This window comes from Desulfoconvexum algidum (assembly GCF_055382125.1).
In genome coordinates this window covers 3,460,758-3,473,495 of the sequence record NZ_AP042394.1, presented here as the reverse complement: position 1 = coordinate 3,473,495, position 12,738 = coordinate 3,460,758, and the positions used below count along the sequence as shown (strand labels likewise).

At 46.0% G+C, this 12,738-nt stretch carries 12 protein-coding genes; 4 read left to right on the top strand and 8 right to left on the bottom strand.

Annotated features, from left to right (window positions below; genetic code table 11):
• Positions 1 to 21 precede the first annotated feature (21 nt).
• Both ACZ45G_RS15890 and ACZ45G_RS15885 read right to left on the bottom strand, forming a co-directional pair.
• Complete coding sequence (locus ACZ45G_RS15890; protein ID WP_464171407.1) at positions 22 to 450, bottom strand: hypothetical protein; 429 nt, start codon at positions 448 to 450, stop codon at positions 22 to 24.
• A 50-nt stretch (positions 451 to 500) separates the two neighbouring features.
• Positions 501 to 1,286: a S1C family serine protease gene (locus ACZ45G_RS15885; protein ID WP_464171405.1), complete on the bottom strand. Its 786-nt coding sequence runs from the start codon at positions 1,284 to 1,286 to the stop codon at positions 501 to 503.
• 51 nt (positions 1,287 to 1,337) lie between these two features.
• On the opposite strand from ACZ45G_RS15885, the gene ACZ45G_RS15880 reads away from it, so the two are divergent.
• Positions 1,338 to 3,335 (top strand): molybdopterin-containing oxidoreductase family protein, encoded by a 1,998-nt coding sequence (locus ACZ45G_RS15880; RefSeq protein ID WP_464171403.1) that lies wholly within the window; start codon positions 1,338 to 1,340, stop codon positions 3,333 to 3,335.
• A gap of 3 nt (positions 3,336 to 3,338) precedes the next feature.
• Here ACZ45G_RS15880 and ACZ45G_RS15875 read toward each other — a convergent pair whose 3' ends face one another.
• Together ACZ45G_RS15875 and ACZ45G_RS15870 are read right to left on the bottom strand one after the other, a co-directional pair.
• Entirely contained in the window at positions 3,339 to 3,779 is a 441-nt protein-coding gene (locus tag ACZ45G_RS15875; protein ID WP_464171401.1) for a DUF2147 domain-containing protein, read from the bottom strand.
• A gap of 192 nt (positions 3,780 to 3,971) precedes the next feature.
• Positions 3,972 to 4,451 carry a GNAT family N-acetyltransferase gene (locus ACZ45G_RS15870; RefSeq protein ID WP_464171400.1) on the bottom strand — a complete coding sequence of 160 codons (480 nt, stop codon included), beginning with the start codon at positions 4,449 to 4,451 and terminating at the stop codon, positions 3,972 to 3,974.
• A gap of 246 nt (positions 4,452 to 4,697) precedes the next feature.
• Here ACZ45G_RS15870 and ACZ45G_RS15865 point away from each other — a divergent pair, with 246 nt between their 5' ends.
• Positions 4,698 to 5,513 carry a protein phosphatase 2C domain-containing protein gene (locus tag ACZ45G_RS15865; protein WP_464171399.1) on the top strand — a complete coding sequence of 272 codons (816 nt, stop codon included), beginning with the start codon at positions 4,698 to 4,700 and terminating at the stop codon, positions 5,511 to 5,513.
• Between the two features lie 35 nt (positions 5,514 to 5,548).
• On the opposite strand, the gene ACZ45G_RS15860 is transcribed toward ACZ45G_RS15865, so the two are convergent.
• The 4 genes from ACZ45G_RS15860 to ACZ45G_RS15845 all read right to left on the bottom strand — a co-directional run bounded on the left by ACZ45G_RS15860 (position 5,549) and on the right by ACZ45G_RS15845 (position 9,535).
• Positions 5,549 to 6,781: a glycosyltransferase family 4 protein gene (locus ACZ45G_RS15860; protein ID WP_464171398.1), complete on the bottom strand. Its 1,233-nt coding sequence runs from the start codon at positions 6,779 to 6,781 to the stop codon at positions 5,549 to 5,551.
• A gap of 89 nt (positions 6,782 to 6,870) precedes the next feature.
• Positions 6,871 to 8,031, bottom strand: a complete 1,161-nt coding sequence (locus tag ACZ45G_RS15855; protein WP_464171397.1) for a hypothetical protein — start codon at positions 8,029 to 8,031, stop codon at positions 6,871 to 6,873.
• Between the two features lie 5 nt (positions 8,032 to 8,036).
• Positions 8,037 to 9,125, bottom strand: a complete 1,089-nt coding sequence (locus ACZ45G_RS15850; RefSeq protein ID WP_464171396.1) for a GNAT family N-acetyltransferase — start codon at positions 9,123 to 9,125, stop codon at positions 8,037 to 8,039.
• A 62-nt stretch (positions 9,126 to 9,187) separates the two neighbouring features.
• Positions 9,188 to 9,535, bottom strand: coding sequence for a hypothetical protein (locus tag ACZ45G_RS15845; protein WP_464171395.1), 348 nt, complete (start codon positions 9,533 to 9,535; stop codon positions 9,188 to 9,190).
• 223 nt (positions 9,536 to 9,758) lie between these two features.
• Here ACZ45G_RS15845 and ACZ45G_RS15840 point away from each other — a divergent pair, with 223 nt between their 5' ends.
• Positions 9,759 to 11,549: an SLC13 family permease gene (locus ACZ45G_RS15840; protein ID WP_464171394.1), complete on the top strand. Its 1,791-nt coding sequence runs from the start codon at positions 9,759 to 9,761 to the stop codon at positions 11,547 to 11,549.
• Between the two features lie 237 nt (positions 11,550 to 11,786).
• On the top strand, positions 11,787 to 12,713 hold the full coding sequence (locus ACZ45G_RS15835) for a formate dehydrogenase accessory protein FdhE (protein ID WP_464171393.1): 927 nt from the start codon (positions 11,787 to 11,789) through the stop codon (positions 12,711 to 12,713).
• Positions 12,714 to 12,738: the final 25 nt, after the last annotated feature.

The window sequence follows — 12,738 nt, the reverse complement described above, 5'->3', positions numbered from 1 at the left end:
TTTCAAAGTTATTTTTTAAAATTATGTTTCACGGATCAGGCGCCCTGTATTCTTTTCAACCTGTACACATCGGTCATCATAGAGCCTTTGCATATAAAAATCTTTAATATTGGTTATTTCAAGTTCAGGAAGGCCATTGGATTTCAGCCATTTTCTTATCAGAGGCAATTGCTCTGGATCTGTTGCTCTGGCCGTAAAAATTTTGACCCGGATGTTGTTATTGATCATTTTTTTAACCAGCGCCAGCATATCGGGAATGGCCGTTCCCACCTCTTCGATGGATGAGCGTTCATCATAGTAAGCCAGGGTTCCGTCAAGGTCAACACCGATCCAGGCCTTGGGCTGAGTCGGTCCCTTATCTTTCTCTAAAGATTCAGAAAGGCCAATTGAATATTCTTTTGACATTTCTTCTTTGGCTTTTTGAAGATATTTTTTAATTGAAGTCAGCATGATTCAGTATAGCATAGATAAAATTTCACTGAAAACAATTAAAATGGGCCTTATTGAATGGACCGGTTGAGTTCATGGACAAATTTTATGGGAATGGCATAGGTGATACCGGTGGGCTCCTGCAGGATATGCTCTTTTTTGCCCTTAACAAAAACCATATTGATCACGCCCACGACTTCGCCTGTGGCGATTGAGTATACCGGGCTTCCGCTGTTGCCAGGGTAGGCCGTCGCATCGATCTGAAAAATATCAAAGGGATCTTTCAGGTGTTTTATTAAATCTCCATTGATAATTCTTGCGGTGGGGCTTGGCAGAATAATCGGGGCGATGGCGGAAATAATGCCGGTGTGGGTGGTGGGGTTTAAGCCCAGGATAAACCCGATGGGATAGCCTGTGAAGGCTATTTTATGTCCCTCTTTGACCTGTCTTGTTTTTTCCAGGGGTAATGCCGGCAGGTTTTTTTCTTCAATCTCCAAAATGGCAAGATCGTGAAACTCATCTTCCGCTACTATCGTCGCCTTTATTCCTTTCAAGGGCAGGTCTTGATGGAACACCCTCAGGTTAAAGAGTCTTTTTTTCTCTTTGATGGCGGCAATCACATGGAGATTTGTGACAATCCGGGTCCCGTTCCCAATTAGAAAACCGGTTCCGGCAAACTGGACCGTGGGTTTGGTGTTAAAATGAAAGGTCCCGATGGCGACAATAGCTTTCTTTGACCGTTGAATCAGGTCGGCAAGCTCGGTGTCGTCTCGCTGAAAATCAGTCTGGGCAAAGGAGAGGCTGAAAAATAAACAGATAAAAATAGTCAGGACAAGAATTTGTCTGGATTGTTTCATTGTTTTTTTTTATCATCCCTTAACCAAATATTCAATAGAAGGGAATGCCCCATGCAAAAACAGGTATATGTTTCCTGTCCCATGGATTGTTTTGATCTGTGTCGTTTTAAGGTGATAGTTGAAAATAACAAGGTGATCGGCCTTGCAGGAGACCCTGACCATCCGTTGACCCGGGGAGTGGTTTGCAAAAAGGGAAAAAAACTTCTGGAGCAGCTTGTCCATCCCGGGCGGCTTCAGCATCCCTTGATGAAAAAAGATGGCGCTTTTGTACAAATTTCCTATGACCGGGTTTTTGATCTATTGGCTGAAAAATTATCCAGCATCAAAAAACGGTATGGAAATACGGCCATATTAAATTATACCAGTGATGGGTATGGGGGATGCAAAAACAGGATACAGAGTATTTTTTTTAATTGTTTCGGCGGAGACACAAGGTTTGAGGGAAGTCTGTGCTGGGGGGCGGGTATTGCGGCCCAAAAGTATGATTTCGGTGCTGCCAGGGGACATCTGCCCCAGGACATCCTCAATTCTAAATTGGTTATTTTATGGGGAAGAAATCCCAAACATACCAGTATCCATTTGCAGTCGCTTTTGGTCCGGGCCCGGAAAAAGGGCACCCGGGTGATTGTGATTGATCCGGTTAAAACCGCAACAGCCAAAGCCTTTGACACCCATATCCCCATTGCACCCTCAACGGACGGAGCCCTGGCGCTGGCCATGGCCAATGTGCTCATTCAAGAGAACCTGGTGGACTCGGCTTTTGTCCGGGACTATGTCAAAGGGTTTGAGCGCTTTAAAGCTTATGTAGCAAACTTTTCCCCTGAAGTTGCCCAGAAGATAACCGGGATTGATGCCGCTGTCATTAAAGCCCTGGCAATTGACTATGCCACGGCGGATCCGGCGGCCATCTATATCGGATATGGGATGCAGCGATATGAAAACGGGGGAAACAATATCCGCTGTATTGATGCCCTGGCTGCTCTGGCAGGTCATATCGGTAAAAAAGGGGGCGGTGTGAATTATGCCTCAAGCTCCCTGGCGCCTTTTTTAAATTTCCCTGAAACAAAGAGTCAACACTTTGCCACCCAGACCCGGACCTTTCCGGCGGCAAAGTTGGGGGAATTTCTGAAAGATAAACCGAATCCGCCCATCAAAATAGCCTTTGTCGCAAGCGGCAACCCCCTGGTCCAGAGCCCGGATCTTTTCACCACGGTGGACCAATTTTCTAAAATTGATTTTAAGGTGGTGTTTGATCATTTTATGACAGACACGGCAGCGCATGCCGATATTGTGCTGCCGGCAGCCTTTGTCTTTGAGCAGGAAGATATCTTTGCCACCTCCATGTATTCCCATGTGCTAAATTTTTCCCAAAAAGCCATAGATCCGCCGGAGACGATTTTGCCGGAGTTTGAGTTCTTTTTGGAATTGGCCAAAAGAATGGGGATTGAAACCCTGGGCTTTGATTCGTCTGCCCAATATTTGAATCAGTGTGTGGATCCGCTTCTGGCTCAAACCAAAACTGTCTTTGACCGGGATCTTGCCGGGCTTGCATCTGCATATGTTCAGATCAAGGCCCATGACATTGCCTGGGAGGATAAACAATTTTTAACTGCCTCGGGTAAAATTGAAATTTACAGCGAAAAGGCATTGGCCGATGGCCTGAGCGCCTTGCCCGAATTTATACCTCCCCTGGCGGGGGGACTTAAATTCCCTTTGCGGTTGCTCACCTGCAAAGCCAAGGACAGGATGCATTCCCAGGGGTTTATGGATGAAACAAAGACGCCGATTCTTTATATCAATGAAAAAACAGCCGAAGACTTCAAGGTTTACCAAGGGGACAGGGTCAGGGTCTGTGGCAAAAAAGCGTGGATTGAGGCAATGGTCTGCCTGGATGAGGCCATATACGAAAACACCGCTTTCATGTACGAGGGATACTGGCATAAAAGCGGTGCGGTCAATTTTCTGACAGAGTCAAGGGTGTCGGATATGGGCGGTCAGGCCGCCTATTATGACAGCTTTTGCACCCTTCACCCTCTGTCTGATGTTTAAGAATTATTTTACAAGGTGCCAGGTCTGGGTGCGGGAGATGAACAAAAAACTTCCCTTCATCTTAAGTGTGTCGCCTTCCCTTGTTATTTTGCAATTGTATTCTTTGCCTTTTTTAGGATCGAGGATTTTTCCCCATGAATAAGAATCCCCATTGGGCTTAAGGTCCTTGATGATTTCCATGCCCAGGGTGGGCTGATCTTTTCTGGGATCATCTTTGTCACATTTGTCACAGGTGGGATTTTGATCGGCATCAGCCTTGAGAAACAGTTCGATTATTTTGCCATAATATTTTCCGTCTTTTTCAAAAATTTCCACAATGGATTTTGCTTCTTTGGTTTCATCGTCAATGGTTTTCCATTTGCCCACAATGGGGCCTTTGGCAAAAGCAGAACAGACAAAGCATACAGAAAAAAGAATTGCACCGAGCTTAAACATGGTTTTCATAAAATACTCTCCAATGAGTTAGGTTAAAAAAAAGAGCCGGTAAAACAAAACTGATAAAACAAAACTGATAAAACAAAACTGATAAAACAAAATTGGCAAAACAATGTTATTGTTTTTAATCGTCTGTTTTTTTTGTGTCAAGTAAAAAATGCCAGTGGATGCTAATTTTTATTGTTAAATTGGAGTAATTTCCTAGGCGGGGCCAAATTCCGGTTCATAGCCAACAACGAATGGAGTGGTGGCAGTGTTGCGAATGGCCAGAAAATGTCGGTTGTTTTTGGTAAAGGGACAGACGGGGAGGGCGCAGTGCTTAAATCCGAATCGCTGGTAAAATCCGGGAATTCCCAAAACAAAGAGGGGGCTTTTTTTAATGGCTTCCTGGCGCAGGGCAAACCCAAGCAGTTCAGAACCAAAGCCCTGGCGTTGAAACGGGGGCGCCACAGCCAGGGGAGCCAGGTGAAGGCCGCAAATTTCATCCCCATTGTAGGCGTTTGAAAATGCAATATAGGCAACGACCTTGTTCATATGGATACACACCCATTCATGGATGGGGGTATTATTGTCATGGAATTCTTCCACCAGCCCTTGTTCGTAACGGCTCTTGGGAAAGGCCGATTTCAGCAGGGCCGATACCTTGACATAGATTTCCCCGGTCGGTTTTCGTATTTTCATTGTTGTCTCCTAAATCAGTTCCAAACCGTTTTGCTTAAATCCTTTTTATATATAAAAACAGATTAAAAATCTATACTTACCCTGTAAAATGATTTTGTGAAAAAATAGGTTCTCCAATCAAAGTTTGCCTTGGGATCACTAATACAGGCAGAAGATCAACCCTATTGAAAATTTCAATGGATTGTTAAAAACCCATCGAAATTACCATTTTGACAATCTTCTTACCTGATACTATTTTTGATCGTTATGGGAATAAAAATAAAGTATAAGATAAAAACAGAGCATATCCTTGAAAAGGGATCTGGACGGCTTAACGAAGACAGCCTGGTAATTGGTGACAACCTTTTCGGTGTGTTTGATGGTGCCACAAGCCTTGATACCCATGCGTTTGAGGGAGGGCAAACTGGTGGAATGATTGCAGCCCAAACCGCCAGTCATGAGTTTTCAAAAAATCATTTTCCACTGGATCAATTGGGCATCCGGGCAAATCAAGCCATCCGGACAAAAATGATCGATCAGAACCTTGATATGGAACACCGCCAAAATTTATGGAGCACCAGTGCTGCGGTCATAAGAATTGAAGAAGAGCTTGAATGGTTTCAAACCGGAGATGCTCAAATTATTTTGTTTTATGATGATGGATCTTTCAGAGTTTTAGCAGACCGGAAGGATCATGATTATGAAACCCTGACAATGCTCAAAGCAGAAAAGTTTAAATTTAATGCTGCAATTAAAGATCAGATTAAAAAAGTCAGGTTCCAGATGAATCGGTCTTACGGTGTTCTCAACGGAGAACCAGAGGCGCTTAATTTTACACAAAGTGGATTTGAATCCCTTGAAGATGTCACCAGCATTCTTTTGTTCACAGACGGACTGCAACTTCCCTCAACAACGCCTGCACAAAAAAAATCCTTTGACCTATTTGCCCAAAAATTCCAAGAGGAGGGGTTGACAGGCGTTAAGGAAAGCATTCGGAAAATTGAATCACAGGACCCTGATATCAGGCGATACCCCAGGTTCAAATGTCATGATGATATTGCAGCCATTGCAGTCCATCTTTAGTATAGGCAGGGGGGATTCCTTTAGATTGAATCGATTTATGGCATTGTTTTTCCGGCCAACTCCCCATAGACACCCGCAATTTTCAAAAAGATTTTTTCCCATGTAAAATTAGATGAATTGGATTGAACATATGCCATATCCGGCTGGGGATGCGTTTGAACCATGGATATCAATTCCGCCATCGTAATTGAAAGTGCTTTTTCCATGGCGGGTTCATCTTGTTTAAATGGTTTATCAATGGTTTCAAGTCTTGGCAGTTTAACCAGCCGGACCATTCCCGGATGATCTGTTTTAAAGATTTCATGAACGCCGGGAAGGGCGGTGGTGATAATTCGGCAGCCGCATGCCAGGGCCTCCATGAGTACCAGGGGCAGTCCCTCAAAAAAAGAGGGTAAAATAAAAATATGTGCCTTTCTCATTAAATTACTTAATTTTTCATGGCTCAAGGCCCCATGGTAGAGGGCTTTTGAACCCAGACGATCCGCCAGAGACAGGCAAATCTGTTTTTGCTCCTCATTGGCATTACCCGCCAGGTGCAGCCTGAAAGGCAGTTCTCGAATCAGATACAGACTTTTTAACAGCCAGGGCACGCCCTTTGGTGAACTGATTTTTCCTGCGTAGAGCAGTTCCACTGTGCCGTCAAAAGGCTTGGGTTCACTGTAAAAACAATCTTTATTATAACCGCCGCTGACAATCGATATTTTTTGGGGATCAATGGACAAGGCACTGACGATCAATTGTTTTTGATCACAGCTCAAGGCAATGACCTTGTCAATTCCTTGAAGGTCCAAAAGAATCTTTTTGCTGATATCCGGACAATTGTGATGCTGGCGCAGACAGGTCCCATGACAGGTTGTCACCATGGGGATGTTTTTGGCTATTTGTCTTGTAATCGCTGAAACAATCCACAGGTGATGTGTGTGAATCAAATCAGGATTGAATCGGTCAATGGCCTGCTTGATTTTTTTCCCAAAGGCCAGTTTGTATGCTGACAGATGATTGTCATCAAGCCGTGAGAACAAGCTGCTCGAATAGGGCATGATATCGCTCATTCCCGGAATGGGAAAATCAAGGTCCATGCCGTCAAACCGGACAAAGAGAGTATGGTCCCGGGGGATTAATGAGGAAGATATGGTAAAATCAGCCTGGGCCCCTGCCAATAAAAAATTATCATGACCATTCTTTGTGCTTTGCCGGATAATCTCCTGGATATATTTTCCACTGCCGGTAAAATCCGGTGACTGGCTGATAATGTGAAGAATTCTCATGGTCAAAGGATATCACAGGCACCCGTAAAATTAAATACGTTTCGACCCTTGCGCCAGACAAAGATGCATTAGATGTTGGTTGGGCTGGATTAATGGGGATTTGCCGGGAAAATGACGATTTCTTTTTTCCCTTGTTCGGGAAGCAGTTTCAGTGTGACCAGGTCCTCTGATACCTTTTTTTGCTCCAGAATTTTTGCGTTGTCAGCCTGCCAGGACAAATTGTGCCCCCCCTGTATGGTTATGGAAAAAGCACCAGAGATCGATGAAAGCTTTGGCAGGGAGTTCAGATCGACGATAATCCGGTTGTTTCCGGTTTTGATTTTTGCCAGATAGTGAACAGCCGCTTGCCGCCAGCAGGCGGCTGCATCTTCTGCCAAAATAAAATCCGGGCCGGATGTTTTTGAGAGCAGCATATCTGCCCACTGGTCGACAATTTCAAAATTTCGTTCCGGCTGAGAATGCAGAAGGTTTCCCCAATGAAGTGCCAGGATCGGTTGGGGTCCATTCCAGGCTGGTGGACTTGCCACCTTGTCCCATGACGCCAAAGCGTCTCCCCTTTCCAGAAGCATCACACCGGATTCCCAGGTCAGTTTCGGGTGTTTGGGCGCTGTAAATTGACGGGACCGACAAAATTTTGTTGTTACATAATCGATGCCAAAGCGTTTGAGCAAGGCCTGGATCGAGCCGTCACCAAAGCTGTGATTCAAGGCTGGGGGAATAAATAATCGCGGAAAAGATAGAATATGATTTTGTTCAAGCAGCCGTTCAAAGGCTTCAAGATGACGGATAACACAATTTTTCGATCTCATGTTGCCGTCACTGTCATGGAACTCTGATCGTTCCATCTGCCCATCGATCCAGAATTCATGCCCAACCCCATGCAGGGCAATCTCAAACAGGTGGGCATGGGCGTTTAAATACTCAGAAACCCGATCCAGTTGTGGCCCTGTGTTTTTCTGATTATTCCAGGCCTTGCCCATCCAGGTGGCACCGGGGATATTTTTTAAGAAGTCTGTCCGGTCCCATTCACACATCACCATGCCAAGGGCAATTTGCATGGAAAGCCGTTTGGCCAGATGGGCGAGTGCCTGATAATCCTCTATACAATGGCACCTATTTAAATTGTTACGAAAGGGTTCCTGATAAGAGGATCCGTCAACGCCCTGCCACCAGCCCACGTCCTCAATGACCAGGAAAATTGGCATGGGCAGTGTAATCTTGATATTCCTATGTTGAATATCGGTCATCATAAACCTTAAAGGCTTATCCATCGCCGGATGGATGGACCAAGCGTTTGTGATGCCTCAACCGTCAGGCGTTTCCATTTCTCATCCACAAGACTTTCACCTTCAGGCTTCCATGGGGGATGTGCCAGTGAAAAAACGTGCCAGGTCAAGGGCTGCTGTTTAGCCCCCCATTGACATTTAAACCGGCAGGTGGACCCATGGGGGGAGGAACGGCCAAAGTCAAACTGTTGGCATCCTTTTTCAAGTGCATAGGACAGCATACGCCAGTAGAGCAACATATTGGGGCAGGCAGGCCTGAATCGTCTCAGTGAAGACGCCCAGGGGTTAAACAGGGCCTTGTTATGGAAAAAAACCATGGCCGTTGCAACCGGGAGATCCTTGATGGTTACCAGTAAAATTTTCAACTGCTCTGGCAAGTGACGGGCCATCCGGTCAAAAAGTATCCTGTCATGGACCGGTGATCCAAGATCTCGCATATTTTCTGAAAAAACAGCATAAAATTGAGGCAGGAGCTCTGACCCGCCAATAATGACCTTCCCCCCGCTTTTTTCTGCTTTGCGTACCTGATTTCTGATTTTTGGCCCCATCTTTTGCCAGAGTGCTTCCACAGAATCCGGCAAATCGCGGGTTAATCCGACCTTGAATGTATTCGGAGTATGGGTCATAGGGGGCTTTGTCCTGGGAATGGCCAGGTCCCCTGACTGGCGAAGCTCCAGGTGACTCGCGCCAAGATCTTGGGCAAGCTTCAGCGCCGCCAGCAGCAATTTCTCCTGAGTTGCGGCATCTTGTGCAAGAATTCCTGCGGCATCACTATAGGGCAGGGAAATAAGTCGGGGATCCTGCCCGGGTGCGGGAAATAAAATCAGGGGCAGGATACCCACTATTTTATTTTGTTTTTCCCGGTCCCGGGCAGCCAGGCGAAATAGTTGCAAATCATAGACGGATGCCAGGGTCTCCCCCCAGCCATGAAGATGGGAAAAAGAGCTATGATTCTGTTGAGACACGTAGGCATCCCACTCATCTTTTCCAGAACAAAGTTGGATGTCGGTCATGGGTGACTCGGTCATGGGTGACTCGGTCATGGGTGACTCAGTCATGGGTGACTCTTACCTTGGTAAATCTTACCTTTTTCGTTGCCTGGATGTTATTTGCCTGGATGTTATTTGCCAGGGAAATTTTTCGACCCATTCAGATCCTCCAGGGTATATCCTTTGATAATATGGTAAGCCGGCTCTTCATATGGATGGACCTCAATTAGTTTGTTTACAACTTTTTTAATGGCATCCTTCTGACAAATGAGTTCAACTTTATATTCATTCACCTGTGTGATGCGGTTTTGTTCGCCTATATGAGGTGAACTGCCTTCCAGGGGACGAAATTGGCCTGTGCCCGATGTTTGCCATGCGCAGGAATCATAACAGCCAAGTTTTCCTGCACCTATATCAAACAATGCACGCTTGATCGTTTCGACATCTGATTCAGGCGCATAGAAACAAAGTATATACATGACATCAATTCCTTTGTTTGAGTTTATTCCCATTCCAAAATAGAGCAGGCAACCTTTTTTATATATTGTATCTGTTTAAAAATAAAATGATTTTTAGTGATTTTTTTGACAAATATAAGCCAAGCTAAAAACAGGTAGTGAATAATTATAAAGAATGTTTATATTCAATAACGATTATATATTAAAAGAGATTTGGGGTCATATATGGACAAGGGAATATATTATGCCTGAGCTGAACATAGAGATTATACTTGTTTCTGCCATTCTGATAGCGGCATTATTCCTTTTGATTACTGAGAAAATAGCGGTTGATAAGACCGCTATTGGCATTATGGTTGCCCTGGCCATCACGGGAATACTGAGCCCTGCTGAAACAATTTCCGGTTTTGCCAACCCGGCTGTGATCACAGTGGGGGCCATGTTTCTTTTAAGTCACGGTCTGATCCGGACAGGAGCGGTCGGGTTTATCAGCGAGCGTATTCTGTATTTTTCAAAAGGCAACAAAACCCGTGCCGTAATCTTAATTTTAACAACCGTCGCCCTGGCGTCTGCGTTTATCAACAACACCCCGGTTGTTGTTTTATTTATTCCCATTGTTATGGGGTTAAGCTGTGAATGCGATTTTTCACCCTCCAAGCTGCTGATTCCTCTGTCCTATGTGTCTATTCTTGCCGGTACCTGTACCCTGATCGGGACGTCCACCAATATTATTGTCAGCGACCTTTCAACACAATTTGGTTTTGAACCCCTGTCCATGTTTGAACTCAGCAAGGTCGGCATTCCCATCGCCATTATTGGTATGGTTTTTTTATTTTTTATCTCTCCGAAAATATTACCCGGCCGGACCGCACCGGTCTGTGAGTTGGATGAAAACAAATCAAACCGATATATTGCCGAGCTCATAGTTTCTAAAAACAGTCCCCTGATCGGCGAAGAACACATCATTGAACATGCAGAGGAACACTTGGGCTTAAGTGTTATTGAGGTGTTTCGAAATGGAAATATCTTTGATCCTCTCCGAAGTCAGGTTACCATCAAACAAGCGGATATCCTCCTGGTAAAGGGCTCTGCAGAAGATATTGTTTCATGCCTGAAAAAGCAGACCCTGGAACTGGCACATGGAGAGGAAGACCTCGCCTTCGGCCAAGGCGTAAAAGACGACCTTATTATTGAATTGATCGTTCCGCCCATGTCCGGATTACTGCACGAAAAACTATTGTCCACCGAACTTCAAAATGATCCGGAAATTAAAATTATTGCGATCCGGACCCGTCGCCACCATTATTCATACCGAAAGATTACAACGGTAAAGCTGAAAGTCGGTGATACCATACTAGTGCGCTGTCCCAGGGAAAAACTTTCCAAAATACGAAATTCCAATGAGTTTATTGTTGTTGAAGATATTCACCATTCCATGATCGATACGGAAAAAGCCCGGATGGCAGCCCTTATTTTTGTTGGTGTCGTCCTCTGTGCATCCAGTGGCCTTGCAGATATCCTCACCTGCTCTCTGACGGGAGTGTTCCTCATGGCACTCACCCATTGTTTCCGCCTGAAAGATGCCTATCGTTCCCTGGAATCCGAGGTCCTGCTGCTGATTGTCGGCACCATTGCCCTGGGGGTTGCCATGCAGAAAACCGGTGCCACTGCGCTATATGCCGATGCCTTTTTAAGCCTTTTTGCCGGCCAAAGCCCCCATATAGTTCTTTCCGGGGTAATTCTTCTCGCCAGTATCTGTACCCATATATTGAGCAATAATGCCACGGCCGTTCTTTTGCTGCCTATTGCAGTAACGACGGCAGCATCCCTTGGTGTGGATCCCAAACCCTTTATAATCGGTATCTGCTTTGGCGCCAGTGCCTGTTTTGCCACCCCCATCGGGTATCAAACCAATTTGCTGGTATATACTCCCGGTCGGTACCGGTTTTCAGATTACATAAAACTGGGAATGCCGCTCAATATAATGGTGATTGTCCTTTCTGCCCTGTTGATCCCTGTTTTCTGGCCGTTTTAAACAATCTCACAAAAATAATTTTATTTGTAAGCCCATCCCATTTCCCTATTTTTCCCTAAGAATTTAATATCTTATCCTTTGTTTTTGAATCAATCGAATCAGGCGGGGGTCCTCCTGTAACCTTTTTGTAACCCTGGTCATGATAAACGCATAAATTTTTTTATCATGTGTACCTAACCGCCCGATCACAGCCGTGTAAACGGACTGCCCGGGAGTGACCCAGGAGGAAAACCAGAGGTGACAACAGAGAACAAATCATTGACAAGCCTGTCCCGGACAATTACCCGGACAGTTGATCGGATGAAGACCTTGGATCATTTACCCCAGGATCTGGTCCGGCTTCTCGGCCGGATTGCCGCCTGGCAAGTTGAGGCCGGAGACGGACTTTGTCTTGACCTCTTGGGTCTGGATCTGTCCGGATCCCCCCTGTGCCGTCCCGGCCAATTCCCCCGGGACCGGGCACATTTTTTGTCCATGGCCGAAAATGTGCTCGGTCTGATTTTTGATCAGCCAGAGCCGCTGCCCCCGGCCATGCTAGAGGCGGCAGAAAAATTCAAGACCGGTTTGGACGAAGGAACCCTGGACCTGGAAGGGGCCCTGAAGGAAATTCTGGACCATCCACAGGACCAGCCCCGGGATCACAGCCAAACGGAAAGCACACCGATTCTGGCGGCCTGGGCGGATCAAACCCCTGGGGCACCGGCTGCTCTGACCTTCCTGGTCTTGGCCGCAGCGGCACCCGGCCTTGAGGCTTGTAGAACTGCCATTGCCCAAGCCGGGGGACTGGACGCTGACCAGATCAGTTCCCATGGTGCCTGCCCGGTTTGCGGCAGTCTGCCTTACATCCTTGAACTGCGGGGAAAAGAGGGGGCCAGGTATGCCCATTGTTCCCTGTGCCGTCACGATTACCGTATCAGTCGTCTGGCATGTCCCGCCTGCGGTACCCAGGACCCGGAAAAACTCAAATATTTTACAACGGATGGGGAAACAGGGTTTCGAGTGGAGACCTGCGACAATTGCAAGGCATATGTCAAGACCATTGACTTCAGGGCCTTGGACCAAAAAGTATTTGCCCCGCTCAACGACCTTGAATCCCTGGCCCTGGACCTTTTGGCCCAGGATCAAGGATATCATCGTCTGGCCCCGTCGGTGTGGGGAATTTGACCTTGTGAAAAAAGGCAGCATGGTT